Genomic DNA, 26,297 nt, shown 5'->3' with positions numbered 1-26,297 from the left:
CAATGAAAAGAAAATTTATTATTCATGCAGCTCAGATGGTATCTCCCATAGGCACTAAGGCACTGCGAGGCAAAGATATGAGCAAGCTAACCATACTTGAGGATGCCGCTGTATATATAGAAGATGAAACTATAATCATGACAGGTACTACGGAGGAAGTTTTAAAAGCTCACAAGCTGGAAGCTGAAGACGAGGTTATAGATGCTTCAGCAAAATGCATCCTCCCTGGATTTGTAGATTCTCATACTCATTTTATCTTTGGAGGCTTCCGCAGTCAGGAGTTTATGGATCGTATAAACGGTAAGCCTTACCTGGATATATTGAAGGCAGGAGGAGGAATTCAAAGTACTGTAGTAAGTACTAAAAGCAGTACAGAGGAAGAACTGTATGCGGATGGCTGCAGCCGCCTTCAGGATATGCTTTCTATGGGAATAACTACCGTGGAAGGCAAAAGCGGATATGGGCTTGATTTAGCTACAGAGCTTAAGCAGCTCAGGGTGCTTCAAAGACTCAATAAGGAGCATCCTATGGATATTGCCATAACCTATTTGGGAGCCCATGCTGTTCCTAAGGAATATTTAGGAGCTGGAGATAAATATATAGAGGAAATAATAGAAAAGATATTGCCTGTGATTAAGAAAAAAAATCTGGCAGAATTCTGCGATGTGTTCTGTGAAGAAGGAGTATTTTCTTTAGAGCAGTCAAGAAAGCTGCTTCAAGCTGCAAAAAAGCTTGGCTTTAAGATAAAAATTCATGCGGATGAAATGTCTACTCTTGGCGGCGCCGGACTTGGTGCAGAATTAGGTGCTTTTTCAGCAGACCATCTGCTTATGGCTTCTGATAGGGATATAAAGGTTTTGGCTGCTTCAGATACTATAGCTACATTATTGCCTTGCACAGCTTTTTGTTTGAAGCATCCCTATGCTGCAGGAAGAAAAATGATAGATGAGGGATGCGCAGTTGCTTTAGCCAGTGATTTTAATCCAGGAAGCTGTTTTACTAATTCAATACCTTTAGTTTTTGCTTTGTCAGTGCTTCATATGAAGCTTACTTTAGAAGAAACTATTACAGCTTTAACCTTAAATGGCGCTGCGGCTATAGGAAGGTCTGATAAGCTTGGCAGCATAGAAGCAGGAAAGCAAGCTGACATTCTATTTCTAAAAACAGAAGATTATGGCTTCTTGGTTTATAATACAGCAATAAATCAAGTGGAACATGTGATGAAAAAAGGAACAATCATTTATTAACATAAGGTGGAGGAGTTCATAATGAAGGAAGTTATAATAACAGGTAACGATTTAACATTAGAAGAGGTTGCAAAGGTCTGTAGAGAAGATATCAGAGTTAGATTATCAGAGGAAGCAAAGGAAAAAGTACTTGTTTCAAGAAAGATAGTTGAAGATTTAATAGCTGAAGGCAAGGTGGTATATGGAGTTACCACTGGCTTTGGAAAGTTCTGTGACACGGTAATTTCAGCAGACGAATGTAAGAAGCTTCAGAGAAATCTTATAATTTCTCATGCAGTTGGAGCTGGGGCAGCTTTCCCAAGAGAAGTAGCTAGAGGAATAATGCTTTTAAGAATAAACAATCTGGCAAAGGGATATTCAGGTATAAGGCTTGAAACTATTCATACTATGATAGATATGCTTAATAAGGGAGTGACTCCTATCATTCCTGAAAAAGGTTCACTTGGAGCCAGCGGAGATTTAGTGCCTTTAGCTCATATGGTACTTCCTATGATAGGTATGGGAAAAGCAGAATATAAGGGAGTGGAATATTTTGGCGCTGAGGCTATGGGGAAGGCAGGAATTTCAGTGGTAGAGCTTTCTGCTAAAGAAGGTCTTGCACTTATAAACGGAACTCAGGCTATGACTGCAGTTGGAGCACTTACAGTATATGATGCTTTAAATATTGTGAAGACCTCGGACATTGCCGTATCCTTAAGCTTTGAGGCACATAATGGAATTGTTGATGCCCTTGATCACAGACTTCATGATGTTCGTCCTCACAAGGGGCAGATGGATTCTGCAAGAATCATTCTTGATTTATTAGAAGGCAGCAAAAACACAACAAAACAAGGGGAAATTCGTGTTCAGGATGCTTATTCACTTCGCTGCACACCTCAGGTGCATGGTGCCAGTAAGGATGCTATAAATTACGTAAAAGAAAAAGTTGAAATTGAAATAAATTCAGTAACAGATAATCCAATTATTTTTCCAGATAATAATGAAGGTATATCTGGTGGAAACTTCCACGGTCAGCCAATGGCACTTGCATTTGATTTCCTTTGCATAGCACTTTCAGAGCTTGGAAATATATCTGAGAGAAGAATAGAGCGTATGGTAAACTCTGCACTAAGCGGTCTTTCCAGCTTCCTTATCGAAAAGGGCGGGGTTAATTCAGGATATATGATAGTTCAGTATGCAGCTGCTTCCTTGGTTTCAGAGAATAAGATATTATCTCATCCGGCCAGCGTAGACAGCATACCATCCTCAGCAAATCAAGAGGATCATGTAAGTATGGGAACTATAGCTGCAAGAAAATCAAAAACTATCCTGGAGCATGTACGTCGTATATTAGCCATGGAATTAATGTGTGCCTGTCAGGCTATTGATCTTCGCGGAGATAAGGGAATGGGAAAAGGAACTAAAGAAGCTTATAAATTAGTAAGAGAAATGGTACCAATGCTTACGGAGGACAGACCTCTTTATGATGATATAGAAAAATGTGATGCAATTATAAAAGATGCATCCATAGTAAAGAGAGTAGAGGATATTGTAGGAGAAATTAAATTTTAATTATGAATCTTGTGATCTGAGAGGAGAAAAGTGATGAATAATAAAAGTATTAATGAAGCCATGACCATTAAGCTTAGCAGCACATTGCCAGAGTATCCTGTATTTGCTGAAGGTGTCCGCAGAGCACCAAAGAGAGAGCTTACCTTAAACAAGAGAGAAATAAAACTGGCTCTTAAAAATGCTCTTCGTTATGTACCGGAAGAATTACATGAAGCTTTGGCACCAGAATTTCTAGAGGAGCTTATGACTAGAGGCCGTATCTATGGCTATCGCTTTATGCCAAAGGAAAGAATCTATGGAAAGCCAATAGAAGAGTATAAGGGAAAGTGTATAGAAGGGAAAGCCTTTCAAGTAATGATTGATAATAATTTAAATCATGAGGTGGCACTTTACCCTTATGAGCTAGTTACCTATGGGGAAACAGGACAAGTGTGTCAGAACTGGATGCAGTATCAGCTGATTAAGAAGTATTTGGAAGAATTAACTGACGAGCAGACTCTTGTGATGATGTCAGGTCATCCTATGGGACTTTTTAAATCTAGCAAAACTAGTCCTAGAGTTATAATTACTAACGGTTTAATGGTGGGTATGTTTGATAACCCTGAGGATTGGGCAAAGGCTACTGCTATGGGAGTTTCAAGCTATGGACAGATGACTGCTGGAGGATGGATGTACATAGGACCTCAGGGTATTGTGCATGGAACCTTCAATACTCTTTTAAATGCAGGAAGAAAGGTGCTTGGAATTCCATCAGATAAGGATTTGTCAGGACACTTATTTGTTACTTCTGGACTTGGCGGTATGAGTGGTGCTCAGCCAAAAGCTATAGAGATAGCCGGCGGTGTAGGAATAGTGGCTGAGGTTGATTATTCAAGAATAGAAACCAGACTCGTTCAAGGCTGGGTAAGCAAGGTTACAAATAGTGTTGAGGAAGCTTTTGAAATGGCAAAAGCATATATGGAGAAAAAGGAAACTATATCTATCGCGTATCATGGAAATATTGTTGACTTGCTTCAGTATGCCGTGGACAATGATATTTTGATAGAATTATTATCAGACCAAACCTCCTGCCATGTTCCTTATGATGGAGGCTACTGTCCTCAAGGTCTAACCTTTCAGCAGAGAACAGAAATGCTTAAAAATGATAAGCATGCCTTTAAGGAATTAGTAGATAAATCTTTAATTAAGCATTTCCATTTGATTAAGGCCTTAGTGGATAGAGGAACCTATTTCTTTGACTATGGTAATGCTTTCATGAAGGCAGTTTTTGATGCAGGTGCTAAGGACATTGCTAAAAACGGCGTAGATACCAGTGAAGGTTTTATATTCCCATCCTATGTGGAAGATATTATGGGACCTATGCTATTTGACTATGGATATGGACCTTTCCGTTGGTGCTGTTTAAGCGGTGATGCTGAAGACTTAAGAAAGACAGATCATGCGGCTATGGAGGTTATAGATCCAAACAGAAGAGGACAAGATAGAGATAATTATATATGGATTCGTGACGCTGAAAAGAATAAGCTTGTGGTTGGAACACAGTGCCGTATATTATATCAGGATGCACTAGGAAGAAGAGACATAGCTTTAAGATTCAACGAAATGGTTAGAAAGGGAGAAATAGGGCCTGTAATGCTTGGACGTGACCATCATGATACAGGCGGAACTGACTCTCCTTTCCGTGAAACCTCCAATATTTATGATGGAAGTAACGTAACTGCAGACATGGCTGTTCATTGCTATGTGGGTAACGCAGCAAGAGGAATGAGCCTTGTAGCCCTTCATAATGGTGGAGGAGTTGGAATCAGCAAATCCATAAATGGCGGCTTCGGTATGGTGCTTGATGGCTCAGAGCGCGTGGATGAAATCCTTAGAACAGCTATTCCATGGGATACTATGATAGGTGTTTCCAGAAGAAGCTGGGCGAGGTGTGAGAATTCTATAGATACCGTTGCAGAGTACAATAAGACCTATGGAGCTGAGAATCATATTTCAATACCTTATATAGCTGATGATGAATTGATAGAAAAAACCGTAGAGAAATTTATGTAAAAGATAGCATATGAAAGCTTCTGCAGAGCAAAAAAAGTCTGTGCAGAAGCTTTTTAGCTATATCAATATTCTTTTAAAACATAGCTTAGCATAAAATTACCTTTTCAAAACCCAGAATATTATTGTATTATTTAAATATGTTTTATGCACTTATATTTATTATTTATTTTAATTATTAGGAGGGAATAATATGGTAATTAAACCTAGGTTTAAAGGATATATATGTTTAACAGCTCATCCACAGGGCTGTGCCAACAATGTCTCTGATCAAATTGCCTATGTGAAAAGTCAAAAACCAGTAATAGGTCCTAAAAATGTTCTTATAATCGGGGCTTCCACTGGCTATGGTCTAGCTTCAAGGATAGTTTCGTCCTTCGCTTCAGGAGCAAATACCTTAGGAGTGGCCTTCGAAAGACCAGCTTCAGGTAACAGAACTGCAACACCTGGCTGGTACAATACTGCTGCCTTTGAACAATTAGCTTCAGAAGCTGGGTATTATGCTAAAACTATAAATGGAGATGCTTTTTCTCAGCCAATAAAGCAGGAGACTATAGCTGCAATTAAAAAGGATCTTGGGAAAATAGATTTAGTTATATACAGTATAGCATCCCCTAAAAGAACAGATCCAGGCACTGGAGAAACCTTTCATTCAGTGTTAAAGCCAATAGGAACAGTTTACTCAAGCAAAACCGTTGATTTTCATACAAATATTATTTCAAATATTGAATTGGGACCTGCCACTGAAAGCGAGATTCAGCAAACCGTGAAGGTTATGGGAGGGGAAGATTGGGAGCTTTGGATTAAGGCATTAGTTCAAGCAGATGTGCTTGCAGAGGGAGCAAAGACTGTGGCTTATACCTATATAGGCTCTGAAATCACAAAGCCAATATATAGAAGCGGAACCATAGGAAAGGCAAAGGAACATTTAGAAAAGACAGCTTTGACCTTAAATAAGTATCTTGAAAAAATAAAGGGAGAAGCTTATGTGTCCTCAAATAAGGCATTGGCAACCCAAGCCAGCTCAGCAATACCGGTAGTACCTCTATATGTGTCCTTGCTTATGAAGATAATGAAGGAGAAGAATATAGAAGAAGGATGCATAGAGCAGATATATAGACTGTACGCTGATAGATTATATTCTAAAGAGCTTATTCTGGATGAAGAAGGAAGAATAAGATTGGATGATTTAGAGCTTCGCCAAGATGTGCAAGAGGAAATAATAGCAAGCTGGGATAAGATAACCAGTGAAAACATAGCAGAAATAACCGATATTGAGGACTTCAGAAAAGAATTCTTTAAGCTGTTTGGCTTTGAACATCCTAAAGTTAATTATGAGGAAGATATAGATGCAAATGTGGATATTCCTAGCTTGAAGGCATTAGAGTAATAAACTATAACAAGGAGGCTTTCAGTATGGAGCCTCCTTTTTTAAAGCTTATTTTATTTTTCTAAAAACATTGCATACTACCAAATCAGCTTCGGTTTTTGAGGATAGCTTAATGCTTATCTCCCCATCTTTCTCTTCACTTTCAAGGTAGAGAATTTCCCCTTGCTGCAGAATAAATTCCTTATTTTCAACGCTTATCAGAGCTTCTCCTTCAGCACTATAGATAATTTTCATACGGAAGGCGTCAGCTTCTGTGATATTTGAAGCTGAAAGCGGAAGATGTTTTAAGCTTCCAGTCCAATCCTTAGCAAGCATCAGATTAAAATCTCTTCCAACTCCCTTACTTGTGGTATTCCAGTCACCTTCAAAATCCGCAAAATCATAGGGCTTTAAATTAACTGTTTCTTCACCATTAAAGCATAGAGCTATATTACCTTGTAAAGGCATTAATATTCTGTGGATTCCGGGCAGCTTAGTGAAATCACTTTCTTCAATTTCTATGGTGGCAGTGGATAAACGGAAATCAAATTGTCTTTTTTGATAGCTTCCATTTTCTGGCCAAATAAACAATTCAGTAGTTTTTCCTCCAAGCCATTCCGTGGTTTTAAATTTATCTTGAGTAATTTTATTTATATTCATAAGAATGTCCCTTTCCAAAGCTAAAAATTTGTTTTTATTCTCTACTTCTTAGACATTTCCTCAGCTTTTTTAGTACAGCTTTCCATAGCTGCTATGATGCTGGCTCTAAAATTATTAGCTTCCAAGCTATAAACAGCTTCTATGGTAGTTCCTCCAGGAGAGCAAACCTTATCTTTTAAGCTGCCAGGATGCTCACCAGTTTCAAGCACCATTTTTGCAGCACCTAACACTGCTTGGGCAGCAAATTTATAAGCCTTATCTCTAGGCATTCCTCTAAGTACAGCGCCATCTGCTAGAGCTTCAATGAACATAAATACATAAGCTGGTGAGGAACCGCTTACTGATGGAATCATGTCCATAAGATTTTCATCTATTACTTCAGCTTTTCCAAAGCTCTCAAAAATAGATAAGGCTTCTTTAAGCTCCTGGGGACTAACTAATTCTGATGGAGTTAATGCACTCATAGCTTCTCCTACCAAGGCTGGTGTGTTAGGCATGGATCTTACAATCTTAATATCTTTTTCAAAGGCTTTTTCTATGGTTTCAATTGTGATTCCGGCAGCAATACTTACAATAAGAACATCTTTTTTTACTGCAGCTTTAATTTCCTTTATCACTTTTATATATTTATTAGGTTTAACAGCCAGGATTAATATATCGCTGAAAGCAGCCACATCCTTATTATTTAAAGACGCGTTAACATCATATTTGTTTTTAAGCTCCTTAAGAGTTGATTCACTAGTTCTTGAAATCATTATATTTTCTGCAGGTACTAAATTTGCTTTAAGTATGCCTGAAAGCATGGCTTCTCCCATGTTTCCACAGCCTATAAATCCTATTTTTTTATCCATTTTAATTGGCCCCCTTTTTAATAATGTTATATTCTTTAAATGCGTTTAAATAGCTATAAGTTTACCTTTAGGATTTGGAAGTTAATAACTTAGTAGCGATTTCTATTAATTTTGCTTTGTCATTTAAGTCAGGCTTTTCAAGAACCATATCAAGTATAGCATTAAGAGCATCCCCCAATTCCTTGCCAGGTTTAAAACCTAGCCTAATCAGATCAGCCCCATTTATTTTTAAATCCTTTAAGCATATTGGCAAAGCTTTTTTTAGAACTTCATCCGTTGTGTTTCTCAAATAGTCTATGGGAGAAAAATTAAAGGGAGGAGCACTGCTTTTTATATCAGCGGTTTGAAGATTAAAAAGAGTTCCCATATTTTCTTTTCCCATTTTGTTAATGAGTTTTTTAACCCCTGATTCCTTTAATTTATAGAACATGGTCATGTGGTTGCTGACCAAAAGACAAACTGTTTTTATAGTGTAGTTATCAAATTTCATACGTTTTAAAACTGTTTCGCAGATTTCAGCTCCACTGTTTTCATGACCGTAAAAATGACCTATTCCCTTTTCATCCATAGTAAAGCTTGCAGGTTTTCCTATGTCATGAAAAAGTGCTGCCAACCTGGTAATAAGCACAGGTTCAGCATTTTTTATAACCTGGAGGGTATGAGTGTATATATCTTTATCATGGTGGGGATTCTTTTGATCGAAACCCACCATATCAATAGCTTCAGGAAGAAAATATTTCAGAAGACCTGTAATTCTTAAATTTTCTATGCCAGCATCAGGATTATTAGATACTAATATTTTTGAAAATTCATCTCTTATCCTTTCTATGCTTACATTTTCTATTAGCTTATGATTCTTAAAAATAGCCTCAAAGGTTTCTTTATCAATAGAAAAATCAAGCTGACAGGCAAAACGGATGGCTCGAATCATTCTTAAAGCATCTTCATTAAATCTGTCGTTGGCATCGCCCACTGTTTTCACCATTTTATTTTTTAAGCAGTCTTGCCCATTAAAAAGATCTACCAATCCAGCTTCATTATTATAAGCTAAAGCATTTATGGTAAAGTCTCGCCTGCTTAAATCCTCAGATAAGTTTTTGGTGAATAAAACTTCATCTGGATGGCGGTTGTCAGTATATTTTCCATCTATTCTATAAGTTGTTACTTCATAATTGTTTTTATTTATTATTACAGTCACAGTACCATGCTGAAGGCCTGTAGGAACAGTATGAGGAAATATTGAAATTATATTCTCTGGAAGGGCTGAAGTGGTTATATCCCAATCGCTTGGAACCCTTCCTATAATGCTGTCGCGAACACAGCCTCCTACTGCAAAAGCTTCAAAGCCGCTTTTATTAAGTTCCTCTATAATAAAATTCACTTCTTGTGGAAGATTAATTTTCATAGATGCACCTCGTTCTTTTGAAATTAATTTAATTATAAATATTTTGCCATAAAAATAAAAGCATTATATGTGATATAATTAGTTAAGTAATGGTAATATTTATATATATGACTTTTTTACTTATTCTATTGAGAATTTAGATATATCCAATAGTTGAGCAATTTTGGAAGGGGAATTTTAAATGACAGCAATAAATGGTTTTGAAGCAGGGAAAAAGATAGAAGGATTTTATCTTATTAAATCCGTAGACTGCAAGACGACAAATAGTAATAATAAAAAATATCTTGATTTCACATTAGGAGATAAAACTGGAGAAATAAATGCTAAGCTTTGGGAATGTAATGAGATAGATTTTAAGGCTTACAGCTCTAATACCATAGCAAAGGTTAGAGGCACAGTATTAGCATGGCAAAATGGTCTTCAGCTTAAAATAGAGAAAATACGAGTAGCGGATGCAGAAGATAAGCTTGACGCATCAGAGTTTGTACCTACAGCACCATACTCCTCAGAAGATATGTATGGCACACTTATGTCTTATGTAAATGCAATGAAAAATGAAGACATAAAGGGAATAGTAAATGAGGTTCTTGGAGTATATCAGGATAAAATAATGCACTTTCCTGCAGCTAAAAAGAATCATCATTCCATAAGAGGCGGGCTTTTATATCATGTAACTACCATGCTTAGAGCTGGAGAAAAGCTTTGTGAAATATATACAGATTTAAACAGGGATCTTTTATATGCAGGAGTTATTCTTCATGATTTGGCTAAAATGGAAGAGATGGATGCCAGCGAACTAGGCATTGTAAGCGATTATACCGTAGAAGGCACAATGCTTGGACATATTGTTCAGGGCATAAAGAATGTGGAGATAGCCGCAAAGAAGATAGGAGCCGATAAAGAAACAACCATGCTTTTGCAGCACATGATATTATCTCATCATTATGAACCTGAATATGGAAGTCCAGTAAAACCAATGATTCCAGAGGCAGAGGTTTTGCATTACCTTGACATAATTGATGCAAGACTTTTTGATATGAGAAGAGCTACTAAGGATATTAAGGGCGGAGAATTTTCAGACCGAGTTTGGTCCTTGGAAAGCAGAAGAATATATAAACCAATTCTAGGGGAATAGATATATGATGGAGGATTGAAATGTTTAAGTTTATTGGAACTGGGAGTGCTTTTAATACAGCGCTGGGAAATACCAGTTGTTATATAAAAAAAGACAGTAGCATGCTATTAGTGGACTGCGGAGGAACAGTATACGAAAGGCTTCAAAAGCTTAATCTGCTTTCCAATCTTAAAAATTTGCATGTAATAATCACTCATACCCATCCAGATCATGTAGGAAGCTTAGGGGAAGTGATTTTTTACAGCCACTTTATTTTAAAAATCAAGCCCAAGCTTTATTTTCAAGATGGACCTTGGATTAAAGGACTTTTTAAGTATATAGGGGTGCAGGAGCAAATGTATGAGCTTGTCACAGATAAAAGCTGTACTATTGAGGATTCAAGTCTTGGAAACATGGAGCTTGAATTCATGCCAGTGGAGCATGAAGAAGGAATGCCAGCTTTTGCCTTTTTAATGAAGTATAGCGGAAAAAATATATACTACAGCGGCGATGCTAAAGGGATAGGCAGAGATATATTAAGACTATTTAACAATGATAGAATAGACATGCTTTATCAGGATACTTGTGCCTTAGATTATGACGGAAATGCCCACACCTCTTTAAAACGGCTTAAAGAAATGATTCCTCACGCCATGAGGGATAAGGTTTATTGCATACATCACGATAACACTTTGAGCAAGTATGAAGTGGAAGAAGCAGGCTTTAATTATGTGGAATGAAAGGATTATAAGCTATGAAAAAGAGAACCATAGAGTTATCTAAAGAAAAAAGGCAGCTTATGATAGGCAAAATACAGGATTATTTCTATACTGAGAGAGAAGAGGAAGTAGGGGAGCTTGCGGCTTCTTTTATCCTCGATTTTATAATAGAGGAAATTGCTCCAGAGTTTTATAATGAAGGAATAAATGCTGCTTATCGTTATATGAACGAAAGAGTAGAGGATATGCTAGGAATGCAGAAATAAGTAATAATTAATAGGTAAAATCTAAAGGTAGTGAATTTTATGACGGATATTTCAGAAGAAAATAAGCAGCCAGAATATATACAGATAGATGGAGGACTTAGGCTTGCTAAGTTTAAGGGCAAATACGATTTTGCCTTGAAATGGTATTTAGATGAAGAAACAGTAAAGCTGGTGGATGGTGTTTCTAAATCTTATGATGAAGAAAAGTTGTCTAGAATGTACAACTATCTGAACGGTAAGGGAGAGCTTTACTTTATTGAAATAAAAGAAAAGAATGAATATAAACCTATTGGAGATGTTACCTTCTGGCAGCAGGATATGCCTATTGTTATAGGGGATAAAGCTTACAGGGGTATGGGAATAGGATATAAGGTGATAATGATTTTATCTAAAAGGGCTGAGGAACTAGGCTATGATAAAATCTATGTTGATGAGATATACTCTTATAATATAGCCTCACAGAAGACCTTTGAGAAAGCAGGCTTTAAGGCATTTCTCCAAAAAGAAAAGGGCTGCTCCTATGTGAAGGAAATTGTCTAAATACAATTGTAAGGTATAGAAGTTAAGAGGTGAAGGTGTGTTGTTAAAAAAGAGCGATAAGATAGGGATTGTAGGCTGCTCTAATGCACAGCCACTTCGTTATAAAAATAAGCTAGAGGAGCTTTTAAATATCCTTAGAAATATGGGACTGGAACCGGTGGTAAGTGATTACGAATCCGAGAAAGCTTATTTTATGTTATTATATATAGTTATATCTTGTTATGTTTCTTCTAAATAACTCAAGGAGCTAAATTTATCTTCATTTATTCCATAATTATTTTTAAATTCACTCATATTTCCAATTTATAATCTTTTAAGTTTTGTGGTGTTAATATATTTATGTAATATTATACTTTGTTGAAGGAGCAAGATAAAAGAATATCCTGAATTGGATCTAAATCACTATATATTTAAAAGCCGCAAGGGTATTAATTCTCCAATAACCAGGCAGCAAGCATATAGAATATTAAATAATGCAGCTGAATCAATAGGACTCATAGAAAGGGATGTAACTACTAATATCATAATATCAGGAGAAATTGGAACTCATACCTTGAGAAAAACATTTGGTTATCATGCATATCAAAATGGTACTTCTCTGGAATTACTCATGGATATATTCAATCATTCATCAAAATCCCAAACCTTAAGATACATAGGCATTACTGAAGAGCAGAAGAAAGAAGTTTATTTACAATCAAATTTAGGTTAAATTTATTAATTTTATCTTAAAAAGTTCGTCACGAACCTTTTTTATTAGTAACATATATCGGTTGTACACAAAAAGTGATCAAACATGACCATTTTTTTAAATAAATGTTTTTTATTTTATCAGTCTGTTTCCCATGGAGCATCAGTGATTTAAAATCTGCATTACTACTTTAGAACTTGTTAAAGCTGTAACAGTTAACGCAAATAAGATTGTTTAAGCTATCGTTCCTTTGGCTATACTGATAAATAAAATAGGATTAGGAGAGATTATTTTATGGATCAAAGTTATGATAATGGATTAACAATTGGTGAATTAGAAAAGCTAATAAAAGATTTACCAAAAAACATGAAAGTATGCGTTAATGAGTTTCCTGCGTTTAGACTTTATTCAGGAAAATGATATAACTGACTCAACATATGAAGTTGATGCAACTGTGGTAGTAGTAGAATGGGGTATTGTTATTAACTCTGGAAGTTCTAGTGATATAATATTTGTCGATACCGGTGGAGTTTCTGGTTTTGAATACGATGGAATAGGAGAAGGTTAATAAGAAATTTATCTTTCTATACAAAAATCAATGAGTTTTTAATAAAAAAAGTGGTCATAATTGATCACTTTTTTTTAATAAATGTTCTTTACTTTATTAGTCTGTCCCCCATGGAACACCAGCAATATCTAAAAGATGCACTATATGAGGACTTGTTAAAATTGTAACTGTTAGTATAAACAATATTGCTAGAATTTTTTTATGTTTTTTAAACATCTATTCCACTTCCCTCTTTAATATTTTCAAAATTAGTTCTACAAAAATCACATAGTTCTAATACGCTTTCTTTATCGTCTAATGAAGTAAAATATTTCAATATATCTATAAAAAGTACATTGTCCAAAGTTTTAGTTTCTATAAGTAGCTGCTTATATTCATTTTTTATATCTATGTCTATAGTATAATTAGGAATATGTACTATTTCATGCAGAATGTCTTTTATTATAAGAGAATATTTAAAGACTTTCGCTTGATCCAGGGCTTCTTTAAAAAAGATGATGGATTTTTCTATGTCCTTTAAACTTAAATACCTTTTAGCTACATCAAAATATATATGTGGCAGCATAATAAAATCTTTTTGAATTAAAGGAATATAATCTAATATTAAACTTAAATATTTATTTGCTGTATCAAATTGCTGAAAATCTATATAAGTTTCACAAATATTATTGTAATATACTGCTCTATGTCCATAGTCCTTGCTATCTGTCATTTCTATTAATTCATTATAAATATTCAAAGTTTCCTCATAGGATTTTATACTTCTTAAATTAGACGCTCTTAATAATAATACTTGTGTATACCCTTTTGTACTGCTGCTTACAAGCTTCATTACTTTGTCTATATATTCTATAGACTTTTCATATTCCTGTAGGTGATTATAGTAAAGTCCAATATTAAATAAAAAGCCTATCTTTTTTTCATTATCCATTTCAGGAAATCTGTCTAGGGCATAATTACAAGTATTTATTCCTTCTCTAAGATTACCCATAAAATAATAAGTGTTAGAAAGCTTCTGTAATAGCGGAATTAGCGGCTGAGTTTTCATATCTAAATTCATAAGACACTTAGTATTTTCATAATAAAGTGAAGCTTTTGAAAAGTCGTTCGTGCTATAAAAATAATCACCGGTGATCTCACAAATAATTATCTTCTTATCTATGAAGTTCCACTCTAATAAAAATTCTTCTACCTTCTTAAAGCTTTCTACATACCTAACATCTTTATTTTCAGCAAGTTTTCTAAGCTCATCTATGAATGTATCAAGTATCTTTCTAGCTTGAGTTTCTTCATCTTCCAATAGATATTCGATATCCATATCTAAGGCAATATTTTTTTCTTTAAGTTTTTCTGTAGCATGCTTAATAACTATTTCTGCGGTACTTCTAGTCAATTTAGCCTTGCTATTTTCAATTTGACTTATAAGATTTCTAGTTATATCGGTTCCCACAAGTTCATCCTGGTTTAATCCGTATCTATCTCTAAATCTTCTAAGTTTTTCACCTATAGGTATAACTCTATATTCCACCCATATATCACCACCATTAAATAATATTTACTATTATACCATAGTAAAGGATTTTTTTCACATTTTTGAAATTATTTATCATTTTTTAGTATAAACATATATTTTTTTTATAATTTTATAATAAAATTTGATAAAAGAGCATCATTTAAAGTAATTTATAATTTTGTTATATAATATTAGCTATCTATATAAATTATTCTTATTGCTGCAAAAATTTTATCTCATTTAACTATGTCGCCCATACCTGATTTACTTTGCCCTTGGTGGAGATGCTCTATCCATCCCAACAATTCGGAAATGTCAGTGCTATCTGTTATATCATTGTCCATAATTCGCCAAACATATTCTTTATCCTCATTTATTTTATATATCATATAGTTTTTAACCACATTATTTTCATATCCGGCAGATTTGAAACTTAAAGCTATACTACTGCCATCTCTATAAGATATATTTACTTGAAATTCATTGCCTCCAAAAATAGACTGAGCAATGGCATCCTGTCCGTTTCCTAATCCATTTATAGTATCAATAATTTTATTTATATCAAATTGATTTTTTATTTGTTTATACTTATTATTGTTGTATTTCAAAGAAAACGTTTTTATATTTTCTTTACTTAACGAACCTATAACTATGGGCTTTTGTGTATATCTAATCCTTTCTACAACTTGTCTGGTAACAATAAAGGCAGAGGCAGGAATTAGAATTCCTACGAAACAAATTGATAGTTTCTTTTTTAAGGACATAATGCATACTCCTTTAAATACTCAATACATTTATTTTACAATTATTCAAACAAAATGTAAATCATTCCATGTTAAATTGTTATAATTTACAAAAGCTCCTTATAGAGTTTATTAGCTTCTTTATATCTTCGTCTATTTTCAAGATATTCAATGAGCTTTAGCTTTATATCTCTGCACACATCATTTACTTTTGTTTTTTCGTAATAGGGAAGAATTTTATTTTTTACCTCTTCATAAAAAATATCATCATTAAATTTATAGGCTACTAAATATAGAAAATACAGGGGATTGGTATATAAAGTATCCTTGTCCTTCATATCTAAAAATTCATCAAAAATTTCTTGGCATTCCTTTAATTTGCCAAGCTTAAGGCAAGCATCCACATAATTGTAAGCGGATAGTGTACCTCCTTTTGTTTCTTTTAAAGCCAAACTGCTCCATTTTAGGCTTTCCTCATATTTTCCTAAACAGGAATAAAGATTAGACAGGTTTGTATAAAGATGGGAATATAATTTATCCATATCAAAATGCTTTGCAGACATAAGCGCGGCATCAAAATGCTTTTCGGCTTGATCATATAGTTTTAAATAGGAAAAGCCTATACCAAGATAGTTGTGGCACCATACAGCATTTAGGTAGCGGCCGCTTTTTTCGTAGCTGTCTAAGGCTTTTTCCAGATAATAAACCCCAGTTGAGGGACTTGTACTAAAGCAGTAGGATTGACCTAAACAGTAGTTTATCCAGGAGGTGTCCTTTAGCTTTAAGGCTTCCTTTTGCCTTTTTATGCCTTCCTCATTCATATGATTCTTTGAAAAAATAGAACCACTTATAAAAAGATAGATGAACTTTAAATCCTTGCTTAAGGACATATAAATTTTATCCATAAGATTTATGTCATACTTTAAAATGTCATAACTTTGACTTTCTACAAAGGTTTTATACATAAGCTCGTATATTTTAAATTCAATGCTGTAAGGAGAAAGCTTTAAAACCTCTTCAATTTTCTCAAGCTCCTTATATATTCTTTGTGCTTCATCTCTATTGAAGCTTTCAATGGCGTTCATCATGGTATTAAGCTTTTGTCTCACAAGACCTATGTTTTGGAATCTGCCTAGGCTGCTGATATTTAATTTTTTAAGTAAAGCTTCTATTATTTCTTTTCTTAAATGCTTTTTTCCGTTTTCAAAATAGCTCAGATGGCTCACAGAGCATATGCCATGAGCTAGATATTCTTGACTGACTCCTTCTTTAAGTCTTGTATATTTGATCCAGGCGGATAAAAAATCATACTCTAATTCCATTCCAAAGATATTTACTATAGTATCTATGCTAATCACCCCTATTAAATCGATTAAAAAGCGAAATATTCACTGAAATAAGTGAAATATATATAAAATTATAGCATTAAACAATGATTTGTTATAGAAATTATTCAACAAAAAAGCTTTGTAAATAACATTTTCATGGCTTAAGATTTATTATAGACAGAGAGGGGGATGCAAATGAAGAAATTAATTGAAAGTTACAGGGGCTTGCCTAAAGAAATGTATGCTATGTGTTTTGCCAAGCTTATCAATAGCTTAGGGGATTTTGTGGTGCCATTTTTAGCCTTATATCTTACTCAGAAGATAGGCATGAGCACTGCAGCCTCAGGAATAATAGTTACTATAGCTTCCGTTATAGTTATTCCAGCTTCCATAATAGGAGGAAAGGTAGCAGATGATTTGGGAAGAAAAAAAGTATATATATATGCTCAGACTATATCTGCAGCGGCCTTGATACCTTGTGCATTTTCAAAGAGCGCCTTGGTAAGTGTTACCTGCCTTTTAATAAGCACTTTTTTTAATGGGTTTGTAAGGCCCGCTTTTAATTCTATAGTTACGGACATACTTCCCGCGGATCAAAGACAGACGGGGTTTTCTCTTCAATATCTTTCTATAAATGTGGGTGTTTCCATAGGACCCATAATAGCTGGTTTCCTTTTTAATAATTTATTACCTATGCTTTTTATAGGGGATGCTCTTACTTCCTTTATAGCAGTATTTTCTGTGTGGAAATATGTAAGAGAAACTAACCCTGAAGCTAGTGAAAAAATAGTGGAAAGCAAAGCTGAAAAGAGAGAAGAGGGAAATATGCTGGAGATGCTATGTAAGAGGCCTCATCTATGCTTATTCTTCCTTATAAACATAGCTTATGCCTTCATATATTCTCAGCATAGATTCTCTTTGCCGCTGACCTTAAACAGCGTATTTAAGAATAATGGTGCCCATATGTTTGGTTATGTTATGAGTGTTAATGCTATAACTGTGCTTGCGTTATCAGTTTTTGTAGGAGCTATAACAAAGAAAAATCATCCTTTATCTAATCTGGTTTTGGCGGGGATAGCCTACTCAATAGGCTTTGGAATGCTGGCCTTTGTGAGTAATTTTAGCTTTTTTATATTGTCTACTGTTATATGGACTACAGGAGAAATATTAAGTACCATAAATTCAGGAGTTTATTTGGCAAACAATAGTCCAAGCAATTACAGAGCAAGACTAAATGCAGTATCATCTATAGGCTGGGCCATAGGAGCCGCGTCCAGTACCTCTTTTTCTGGTGCATATATGGGGGCTTACGGATATAGGAGTATATGGACATTAGTTATAATCATATCCTTAATATCAGCCAGCTTTATGTTTTTATTAAAGCTATATTCAAAGAGAGTGGAAAAGAAACAAAATATGGCTGCTTAAGATATGTACGAAAGGTTGGTAATTGGCTATGGAAAATTTAATTATCAGAAAGGCAGAACCTGAGGATGCAGAGAAAATAATAATTTTGGTAAAGCAGGTAATGGAGGAGTCACCGTTCTTTCCGGGAAAGTCGGAAGAATTTAAGCTTACGCCAAAGGAAGAAGCAGATTACATAAGTAATTTAGCACTTTTTTTAGCAGCGGAAGTTGATGGTGAGATAGTTGGAATTGCTACTTTAGATAGGAGCAGTCTATGCAGGATAAAGCATACAGCTATGCTTGGAATCGCTATTATTAAGGCTTACAAAGGAAAGGGTATAGGTAGTGTGCTTATAAATACAATATTTAAATTAGCACGGATAAATGGAGTTGAGAAAATAGATTTAGAGGTATTTGAAAATAATAAGTCAGCTTTGTCATTATATAAAAAGTTTGGATTTATAAAAGAGGGAGTAAAAATAAAAGCTATAAAAACTAAATATGGATATGAAAATATGATTTTAATGGGGAAGTTCTTATAGTAAAAAGTAAAAGCTGCTGTCAACTATATATTTAGTTAATTGAGCAACAGTCCAAGCAATTACATAGCAAGACTAAATGCAGTATGATATTTTAGCAGAATATACAATTATAGAAAAGAGATTGCAGATATAATCTTAATAGGTTATCTAATGCAATCTCTTTTTATTTATGCTAATCTAAGGTCTTTGCTTTTAATTAGTCATAAAATAGTGACTAAAGTAATACCAAAATAAGGGACTATAGTAACTTTGATACCAATAATGATGAATGTATAATTATTATTGTAATAAGGATTAAACAAAGAAATTCAAAATAAGGAGAGATTTTTATGAAGGTTTTAGCTATAAATGGAAGTCCCAAAGGAAAAAACGGAAATACTGAAGTGATTTTGAAATCATTTCTTAATGGGTGTGAAGAGGCAGGTGCAGATACAGATACTATATACTTAAATGAGAAAAAAATAAAACATTGTTTGGGTTGCTTTACATGTTGGACTAAAACTCCAGGGGAATGTATCCATAAGGATGATATGAAGGAATTATTGAATAAGATATTAGAAGCTGACGTAATGGTATATGCAACTCCGCTTTATTATTTTACGGTCTCTGGCCTTATGAAAGATTTTATGGATAGAATGCTTCCGTTAAACAATGGAGAAATAGTAAAGGTTAAAGATGAATATTCACACACTAGAAGATTTAATAGTGCAGTCAATGTAAAAACTATTTTGATTTCAAACTGCGGCTTCCCTGGAAAATACAACTTTTCTGGCTTGGTTGAGACTTTTAAGGTTATGACAAAGGGAAATTTAGAAGGAACCATATTATGTGGACAGGGAGGAATTCTTAGCAGTATAGAAACAAATGACCTATTGAAACAAATATACAGTCCTTTCTTTACGGCGTTAAAAAAGGCTGGTGAGGAAGTAATTCGTGAAGGGCATATAAGTTTAGAAACCGAAGAAATTATAGAAAAAGAATATATTGATCCTAAAATATATATCGAAAATGCCAATAAATCATGGAGTAAATAGGAGGAGGAATTTTATTATGCAGATAACAACTAAAACCAATAATAAAACTAATTTAGTATTAAAAAATGTTTTCAACGCTGATTTTGTGGTAAGTGCTATTATACCAATAGTAATATTTTATATATTCGATAAATTTAAAATGACTTTTGACGGAATAGTATTATGCGGGGTATGGAGCATAGGAGTGGTGGCATTAAATTTTATGAAGGATAAGAGATTTAATGCTCTTGCAGTAATGAGCGGATCATTTTCAGCAATTTCATTGATATGTACTATTATTTCGAAAAACCCTACCTTTTATTTAGTTGCACCTATAATTCAGGACATTTTAATTGCACTAGTTTTTTCTGTATCCTTACTTTTTAATAGATCCTTGATTCAAGTAATTGTAGAACAAAGCTATTTGAAAAATGCTTCGGAAAAATTGAAAAGCAATCCTAAATATAAATCCGCATGGAGACTACTTACAATAGCATGGGCAGTATTAAATGTAAGTCAGGCAGTTTTGAGAATGGTATTGCTTCATTTTGTGTCAATAAGCTCATATTATGCTATAAACACCTCTTACAACAGCATAGCAGTACCTGCTCTAATAGCTTTCTCAATTCTATTTCCACAATGGTATTGGAAAAAGAAATTCTAAAAATAAAGCTATCTACAAAGAATGTAATAATAGCTATTAGATGATTTTCAAAGTTTATCTAGTAGCTATTATTAAATTGATTGATAATTTTGTGCTTAATTCATTTACTGATATATAATTAGAACCAAACGTTCTGATTAAAACAGAGTCAATTATTAAAGCTTATTAACTATGGATTTTAAAACTTCACATGCCTTAGCTTCATTTTCTTTTGCCTCTATTATCAAGGAGACTATTTTTTCCCTGACTTCAGGTTCAGCAAATTTTCGTATAGAGGCTTCATTTTGTTCAAAACCGCCTTTTACTTCATTCATCTTAAAGGTGCAGTTAGCTGATTTCCTGAAATGATTTGCAGCAAGGGAACAGTCTCTTTCTATTTTTTCATTTGTTTTTCCTACCCAGTCTAGAAAAATAGCGGCGTAAGATCTGCCCTCTCCCACCATGCACTGGGCATCATTTTGGCACATTATTCTTTCAGATAGTATTGGGAGTATAGCTTTTGGAGAAAATTCTTTGTCATTTCCTATGGCTTTAGCCCAAGCATCGTAGGCAGCTTGCCCTCCAGCATATTCAAGCTTGTTGTGATTATAATGATCTATTTTAATGACTTTATTATTAGTCATTATATCTATACCATTTATAAGAATGTCCTTTTGACTTACCAGCTGATTCATGTCTTCACCTATGGATATTACTCCAACAGTACTTGGATTTTCCCACCAATTGTCGCATATAAAATATCCTGTTTCATGAAATTTTATATCCTTTGCAAATTCTGAGTTATTCTGAAAGAAGTTCCAGCCTAAAAGGGTTTCTCCATCATTATCGTAACCAGTAATTATGCAGGCTTCTGGAGGTCCAATGATTCCTAGAGCTATAACTGGGCGTCCTGAATTTATTTGGTCTTTTATAAAAGTTATAAAAGTTTCTTTGTCAGTTCCTTCTCGAGAGAGAAGCTTATATTCTCTGCCGGCAGCTTCAAAGGAACGTTTAAAAGCTTCGAACTTATCTTCATATATGCACATGGTATCAATATTTCCGCCATCCCAGGTGTTTAAATTCCATCGAAGTCTAAAGGCTGCACCTGATGCTGCCATGAGATAGGCGTAATCAATAGTCTGTCCCATATAATTTAGACATGACTTTAAGGAAGAAATAAAGGGGGTGCCTTCTTCAAAGCAGTACTCTACCTTTGGAACTCCAAATAGAATACAGCTGTTATCAGTTTTTATACTATCTTTCATATTAATACATACCTCCATAATTTCGGTGAGAAGAAGCAGATTACTGCCTTTTTTTAGAATAGCTGGTCCATATACTCCTACAGCTAAAATTCGCCTTCCTACTTGATAGCTGCCATTACGAAAGCTTATAGGAGTTATACCTGTATGCCTCTTAAAAGCTCTGGTAAAGGTATCATAGCTTTCAAAGCCATAGTCTACTGCTATATCAGTAATGCTTTTATAGGTATGAATTATGTCAAAAGCAGCATTTGCTATCTTTCGGGACAATATATAATTGGAAAGGGTATGATTAGTACATTGTCTAAAGGTTTCTCTAATATGCCTATAAGAAAAACCTGTGGAACTCTCCAATTCTTTATAATCAATATTAGCTTTTATCCTCTGTTCTATGAAAGTCACTACGGACCATATAAAAAGTGAGTAATCCACAGCTTCACCACCTTATTTGTATTTTTCTTCCGGAAGTAATTTTATTATACTATGATTTATATTGTATCACTCGACGTTTTTGACCCTGATTGTTAATTAATTTGGTTATGTTTTAAAAGAATGTTGATAAAGGCTTTGGTGGATCTGAAACTCTAAGGCTTGCTTTGTTATAATTGGCTACCTATTTTAATGTGCCGTCCTGGCACTAAAATGGCTTTGCCCTTCCTGGGCAAAATTACGCCAATTATAAGTCGCACTTCCTAAGAGTTTCTAGAACTCCAAAGATAATATCAACATTTTAAAACAAAGCCATTAATTTTTGTATGAAAAGAATATAATATATAGGATATGTTTTAAATCAGTGTAAAAAGCAACACTGATTTAAAACAGAGCCTTTAAAAAAGAGCTATAAATTTAGGCTAAGCAAGGAGGTAACAAATAGAAATGGATAAATATTTGCTGGATACTAATGTGGTAATAGAGCTTTGGAATAGATATTCTGATATTATAGATAAGCTGGTGGAAGAAAAAAGTATAAACATATTGAAGGAAATAGCTGAGGAGCTTGTTGTAAAAGAAAGAAGGCAGTACAACGGACAGATGGTTTTATCAGAAAGGTTTTGTGACCTAATTTTGTTTATATTAGAAATAGACAAAACTCGTGTTGATGAATTCTATTCTGTGATTGAAATCAAATACTCTCAGAATGGGAAGGCCTATTTAAATAATGCAAATAAGCTATCAGAAAATGATCTGCTGCTTTTATATGCCTGTAATATGAATCCTAAGCTTTTATTGGTTACTCAGGATAAATATTTGTTTAATGCAGCAAAGCTTATACTGGGAGAGGATAGAGTGCTGACTTTAAAAGAGTTAGTAGAACATATTTAAAAATAGATAGTTTATTTATAATAAAAGCTGTTACACTAATTTCTCAGTGTAACAGCTTTGTGTTTAATAATTTCTCTTTTTCTTATAAGTAACCACGAATACACCAATTGCTAAAAAAAATATTCCTAAACCAGCCAAAACTTTATCATCTATAAGGCCGCCAGTTTTAGGTAATTTACTAGCAGTAGTTGAAGCAGTATTGGAAGAGCTAGTTTTTGAGATATCACTGCCAGAGCTTGAGGTAGTACTACCTTTTGTTGCAGTCACAGTTTTTATGTCCTTATCCATTACAAAATAATCACTGCAATGATAAATTGAAAATTCTACATATCCATTTTTATCTGCCTTTAAATTTTGGGCTACTAGGTCGTAACTGTTAGCAGTTGGATCATAGTGGTAGAGATATATATTATTTTTATCTTTTCCTTGAAGCCAGCTGTTTGAAAGCTTTATTTTTATCAAAGCCTTACCGGGTAAAATTCCTTCGTAGCTAAAGGATATAGGAAGTACATCATAGCCATTAGCTAGCTTAGTCATAGCTTCTTTATAATTTGAGCTGAGAGCGGCCTTTAAATCCACATCCTTAATAGCTTGATTTATATCCGCACCATTAAATGTCCAGGACAATAACAGGCTTCCATCTGCTGCTTTTTGAATAAAGGTAACATTTTTATTTGCTCCTTTAATAGCGGCGAAAATACTTTTATCAACCAAGGTATTATCTGTTGCATCTACGGTTACATTATCACTGCTCCATAATGCTTGTATAATATCTGCCGAAACATTTTTTAAGGTTTCATTTGTGGGCGCAGGTGCTGGCAAATCAGATACCTTAGATAATTCTACTCCATCTAAATCCCACCAACTGTTTGCTTGAGCGTTGACATCCATTCCAACAGTACATTTTCCATTTGTAACCTTGATATTTTCAAGGCTGATTTGAGTCCATTTACCGTATTTAGAGGCATCAAAAGTCATAGCTGTTCCGCCAAAGTCGCTGGCGAAAAGGTTCACTGTGCTTTTTCCATCTCCAGTGCCTACTACCCATGCTTTTAATGTGTATATTCCATTAGGTATATTGCTTACGCTTTGACTTACCTTATAATTAAATTCTGTGGCTTTCCAGGAATTTAGAGTATATTTACCTCCATCTGCAGTCCAGGAATCCATTTTTATAACTCCATCGTTAGCATCATCACCGGTAATATCCCAGCTAGAAGTATCTCCAGTTTCAAAACCGCCGTTTTCTAATACGCTTGAGGAGGCTGGAGCCGTATCTTCATCCTTGGAAAATTCTACTCCGTCTAAATCCCACCAGCTGCCGCCTAATGCATCAACATTCATTCCAACTGTACACTTCCCATCGGTAACTTTAATATTTCCTAAGGTAACTTGAGTCCAAGAACTATTTTTTGATACATCAAGAGTCATATCAGGACCTCCGAAGTCGCTGGCAAAAAGTTGTACGGTACTTTTTCCATCACCAGTTCCTACTACCCACGCTTTCAAAGTATAAATTCCATTAGGTATATTAGTAAGAGTCTGGCTTATTTTATAGTTAAAATTAGTGGCTTTCCAGGAATTTAGAGTGTATTTACCGCCGTCTGCAGTCCAGGAATCCATTTTTATAACTCCATCATTGGCATCATCACCGGTAATATCCCAGCCAGAGGTATCACCAGTTTCAAAACCACCATTTTTTAACAGGTTCGTTGAAACATTCACCACCGCAGCTGCTTTTATATCCGTGCCTGCTACAGAACCGTTTATGGTGATTTTTCCTGCCTTTGAATAGTCTTCAGCTGATACCTTATCCCAAGTAACACTTTGAGCTTTTATATTTCCATCACTATACACTACATCAACAGTGGTTGGTAGACTAGAAGTTGGATCTATGCCGACAAAGCCATCAACATTAACTTGGGGTATGCTGATAACATTTGGCTCTACTGAAGTATTGCTGCTTACAGCATTAAACACATCTAGAGATGGAAGAGCATTTCCGTTAAAATCAAACATAGCTTGGTTTTCCCAGGCATTACCCCCACCCGTTTTCCAGTCAGCACCTTTTACAGGAGTCCAGTCACCTTCCCAGTAGAAGATCCCAAGTCCTCTGTTGTTAGGGAGCTGTGCCATAATATCCATCATTGCTCTAACCTCAGTAGCTTGGCCTTGAACTGTAGCTGGAAACACACCTGCTGTTTCTTGAGCTGCTCCAAAATTATTTGCTGAACTATCACCTTCTTCTAAGGTATAAGCATAGGCTGTTTCTGCTATAACAAATTCTTTAGCAGGATATCTTGCGCTTAATTTATTAAGATTATCTTTAAGACTAGACACAGGCCCATGCCAATAAGGATAAAATGAAAGACCTATCACATCATAATCTACATTCCTTGCGTTCATGGCATCAAAAAATGTTGTGAAACCAGTATTGTCTCCGCCTTTTGCTAAGTGAAGAACTATTTTTATTTTATTTCCGCTGCCCTGAACTTCTCTTACAGCCTTTGAGCCGCTGTTAATTAATCTAGCCAATTCGTCGTAACCGCCAGAATTTTCTCCTGTAATTTTGCCATCATTCCACAGCATTCCATCGTTGATTTCATTACCTATCTGAACCATGTCTGGAAGAGCATTATGAGCTTTTAAAGTGTTTAAAGTATCTTTAGTGAAAGTATATACATCATTTTCTAAGGTAGCATAGTTGCCTGTTTTTTCTTTTGTGTCATTTGACCATGCTGCTGGAATTGTTTGAGAGTTAGGATCTGCCCAGAAATCGCTATAATGAAAATCTAGAAGAACCTTTAAACCTAAGGCTTTTGCTCTGGAAGCCAAATTAAGAGTGGTGGTCAAATCATTATTTCCGCCGCCCTGAGTTGGATTATTCCATATTCTAAGTCTTATCCAGTTGACTCCATGTTTCTTCAATATTACTAGGCAGTCTTCAGATTTAGGATTACCGTTGGCATCAAATAAACCGTCGTAGTACTTGCCTCCATTATCTTCTATTTGCTTTAGCATGGAAACATCCATACCTTTTATAAAATCAGAAGATAAATTTTTAATAGGTGGAATGGTTATTGTACTGCTGCTTAATTTAGGATTATAGTTAATGCTGTTCTCAGCGTTAACCTTTAATGCTTTAGTGAAAGATGAGAATGACAGGACTAATGAAGCAGATAAAGTTAGAGCCATAAATTGTTTCTTAAACATTTTTAATACACCTTCTTAATAAATTTTTGAATCCTTTGTAGACATGACTCAAAATAAATATTTATTTTAAGAAGATAATTTTGGAAGACGAGAAAATGTATTAAAAGAAAACCTTTTCTGAATACGTTTTAATTTTATCAAGTTTTAACTAAATTTGCAACATAATATTTAATTAGGCTATTCTGAAAACCAATTTTTAGGGTCAATTGACCCTAAAAAAAGAAAAAAAGAATAACCACTAAATTATCCATGAATAATTTTTAAAAAATGGATAATAATTA

The 26,297-nt window shown here is 34.5% G+C and carries 23 protein-coding genes and 1 pseudogene; 16 read left to right on the top strand and 8 right to left on the bottom strand.

The genetic code is table 11. The annotated features are described in order from the left end of the window. Positions 1-2: 2 nt before the first annotated feature. The 4 genes from hutI to fabV all read left to right on the top strand — a co-directional run bounded on the left by hutI (position 3) and on the right by fabV (position 6,237). Positions 3-1,247, top strand: a complete 1,245-nt coding sequence (hutI, locus tag IAI10_RS19575) for an imidazolonepropionase (protein WP_315674996.1) — start codon at positions 3-5, stop codon at positions 1,245-1,247. 21 nt (positions 1,248-1,268) lie between these two features. Further along, positions 1,269-2,798: a histidine ammonia-lyase gene (hutH, locus tag IAI10_RS19570; protein ID WP_315674995.1), complete on the top strand. Its 1,530-nt coding sequence runs from the start codon at positions 1,269-1,271 to the stop codon at positions 2,796-2,798. Positions 2,799-2,831: 33 nt separating this feature from the next. Beyond that, on the top strand, positions 2,832-4,850 hold the full coding sequence (locus tag IAI10_RS19565) for a urocanate hydratase (RefSeq protein WP_315674994.1): 2,019 nt from the start codon (positions 2,832-2,834) through the stop codon (positions 4,848-4,850). A 190-nt stretch (positions 4,851-5,040) separates the two neighbouring features. Further along, positions 5,041-6,237, top strand: a complete 1,197-nt coding sequence (fabV, locus tag IAI10_RS19560; RefSeq protein WP_315674993.1) for an enoyl-ACP reductase FabV — start codon at positions 5,041-5,043, stop codon at positions 6,235-6,237. 48 nt (positions 6,238-6,285) lie between these two features. Here the strand turns inward: fabV and IAI10_RS19555 are convergent, their stop codons facing one another. The 3 genes from IAI10_RS19555 to IAI10_RS19545 form a co-directional block, all read right to left on the bottom strand. Continuing rightward, positions 6,286-6,876: a HutD family protein gene (locus IAI10_RS19555; protein ID WP_315674992.1), complete on the bottom strand. Its 591-nt coding sequence runs from the start codon at positions 6,874-6,876 to the stop codon at positions 6,286-6,288. Positions 6,877-6,917: 41 nt separating this feature from the next. Further along, positions 6,918-7,727, bottom strand: coding sequence for a pyrroline-5-carboxylate reductase (proC, locus tag IAI10_RS19550; protein ID WP_315674991.1), 810 nt, complete (start codon positions 7,725-7,727; stop codon positions 6,918-6,920). Between the two features lie 67 nt (positions 7,728-7,794). Then, on the bottom strand, positions 7,795-9,132 hold the full coding sequence (locus IAI10_RS19545; protein WP_315674990.1) for a CCA tRNA nucleotidyltransferase: 1,338 nt from the start codon (positions 9,130-9,132) through the stop codon (positions 7,795-7,797). A 181-nt stretch (positions 9,133-9,313) separates the two neighbouring features. On the opposite strand from IAI10_RS19545, the gene IAI10_RS19540 reads away from it, so the two are divergent. From IAI10_RS19540 to IAI10_RS19510, 7 genes and pseudogenes are all read left to right on the top strand, one after another. Further along, positions 9,314-10,267, top strand: coding sequence for an HD domain-containing protein (locus IAI10_RS19540; protein WP_315674989.1), 954 nt, complete (start codon positions 9,314-9,316; stop codon positions 10,265-10,267). A gap of 20 nt (positions 10,268-10,287) precedes the next feature. Beyond that, a complete protein-coding gene (locus IAI10_RS19535; protein ID WP_315674988.1) occupies positions 10,288-10,986 on the top strand; it encodes an MBL fold metallo-hydrolase in 699 nt (232 codons plus the stop codon). A gap of 14 nt (positions 10,987-11,000) precedes the next feature. Beyond that, positions 11,001-11,231: a DUF2164 domain-containing protein gene (locus IAI10_RS19530; protein WP_315674987.1), complete on the top strand. Its 231-nt coding sequence runs from the start codon at positions 11,001-11,003 to the stop codon at positions 11,229-11,231. A 39-nt stretch (positions 11,232-11,270) separates the two neighbouring features. Further along, positions 11,271-11,771: a GNAT family protein gene (locus IAI10_RS19525; protein WP_315674986.1), complete on the top strand. Its 501-nt coding sequence runs from the start codon at positions 11,271-11,273 to the stop codon at positions 11,769-11,771. Between the two features lie 37 nt (positions 11,772-11,808). Further along, positions 11,809-12,009 (top strand): hypothetical protein, encoded by a 201-nt coding sequence (locus IAI10_RS19520; RefSeq protein WP_315674985.1) that lies wholly within the window; start codon positions 11,809-11,811, stop codon positions 12,007-12,009. A 132-nt stretch (positions 12,010-12,141) separates the two neighbouring features. Beyond that, a pseudogene (locus tag IAI10_RS19515) lies at positions 12,142-12,483 on the top strand (tyrosine-type recombinase/integrase); the annotation flags it as partial. Positions 12,484-12,844: 361 nt separating this feature from the next. Next, positions 12,845-13,030 (top strand): hypothetical protein, encoded by a 186-nt coding sequence (locus tag IAI10_RS19510; RefSeq protein WP_315674984.1) that lies wholly within the window; start codon positions 12,845-12,847, stop codon positions 13,028-13,030. 208 nt (positions 13,031-13,238) lie between these two features. Here the strand turns inward: IAI10_RS19510 and IAI10_RS19505 are convergent, their stop codons facing one another. The 3 genes from IAI10_RS19505 to IAI10_RS19495 all read right to left on the bottom strand — a co-directional run bounded on the left by IAI10_RS19505 (position 13,239) and on the right by IAI10_RS19495 (position 16,644). Then, positions 13,239-14,558: a helix-turn-helix transcriptional regulator gene (locus IAI10_RS19505; RefSeq protein WP_315674983.1), complete on the bottom strand. Its 1,320-nt coding sequence runs from the start codon at positions 14,556-14,558 to the stop codon at positions 13,239-13,241. A gap of 221 nt (positions 14,559-14,779) precedes the next feature. Further along, positions 14,780-15,307 (bottom strand): hypothetical protein, encoded by a 528-nt coding sequence (locus IAI10_RS19500; protein ID WP_315674982.1) that lies wholly within the window; start codon positions 15,305-15,307, stop codon positions 14,780-14,782. 86 nt (positions 15,308-15,393) lie between these two features. Continuing rightward, entirely contained in the window at positions 15,394-16,644 is a 1,251-nt protein-coding gene (locus IAI10_RS19495; protein ID WP_315674981.1) for a helix-turn-helix domain-containing protein, read from the bottom strand. Between the two features lie 165 nt (positions 16,645-16,809). Here IAI10_RS19495 and IAI10_RS19490 point away from each other — a divergent pair, with 165 nt between their 5' ends. The 4 genes from IAI10_RS19490 (at position 16,810) to IAI10_RS19475 (ending at position 20,239) form a co-directional block, all read left to right on the top strand. Continuing rightward, positions 16,810-18,042 (top strand): MFS transporter, encoded by a 1,233-nt coding sequence (locus IAI10_RS19490; protein ID WP_315674980.1) that lies wholly within the window; start codon positions 16,810-16,812, stop codon positions 18,040-18,042. Positions 18,043-18,070: 28 nt separating this feature from the next. Then, on the top strand, positions 18,071-18,562 hold the full coding sequence (locus IAI10_RS19485; RefSeq protein ID WP_315674979.1) for a GNAT family N-acetyltransferase: 492 nt from the start codon (positions 18,071-18,073) through the stop codon (positions 18,560-18,562). 329 nt (positions 18,563-18,891) lie between these two features. Next, complete coding sequence (locus IAI10_RS19480; RefSeq protein ID WP_315674978.1) at positions 18,892-19,596, top strand: flavodoxin family protein; 705 nt, start codon at positions 18,892-18,894, stop codon at positions 19,594-19,596. A gap of 16 nt (positions 19,597-19,612) precedes the next feature. Next, positions 19,613-20,239 carry a VC0807 family protein gene (locus IAI10_RS19475; RefSeq protein ID WP_315674977.1) on the top strand — a complete coding sequence of 209 codons (627 nt, stop codon included), beginning with the start codon at positions 19,613-19,615 and terminating at the stop codon, positions 20,237-20,239. Between the two features lie 155 nt (positions 20,240-20,394). Here the strand turns inward: IAI10_RS19475 and IAI10_RS19470 are convergent, their stop codons facing one another. After that, a complete protein-coding gene (locus tag IAI10_RS19470) occupies positions 20,395-21,912 on the bottom strand; it encodes a helix-turn-helix domain-containing protein (RefSeq protein WP_315674976.1) in 1,518 nt (505 codons plus the stop codon). A 444-nt stretch (positions 21,913-22,356) separates the two neighbouring features. Here IAI10_RS19470 and IAI10_RS19465 point away from each other — a divergent pair, with 444 nt between their 5' ends. Next, entirely contained in the window at positions 22,357-22,803 is a 447-nt protein-coding gene (locus tag IAI10_RS19465) for a DUF4411 family protein (protein WP_315674975.1), read from the top strand. A 63-nt stretch (positions 22,804-22,866) separates the two neighbouring features. Here the strand turns inward: IAI10_RS19465 and IAI10_RS19460 are convergent, their stop codons facing one another. Beyond that, positions 22,867-26,016 (bottom strand): glycosyl hydrolase 53 family protein, encoded by a 3,150-nt coding sequence (locus tag IAI10_RS19460; protein ID WP_315674974.1) that lies wholly within the window; start codon positions 26,014-26,016, stop codon positions 22,867-22,869. Positions 26,017-26,297: the final 281 nt, after the last annotated feature.

It is taken from the genome of Clostridium sp. 19966 (genome assembly GCF_032335695.1).
Taxonomy (GTDB): domain Bacteria; phylum Bacillota; class Clostridia; order Clostridiales; family Clostridiaceae; genus JACTOJ01.
Note: the sequence above shows the minus strand (reverse complement) of the source record. Positions and strands in the feature narration are given on the sequence as shown.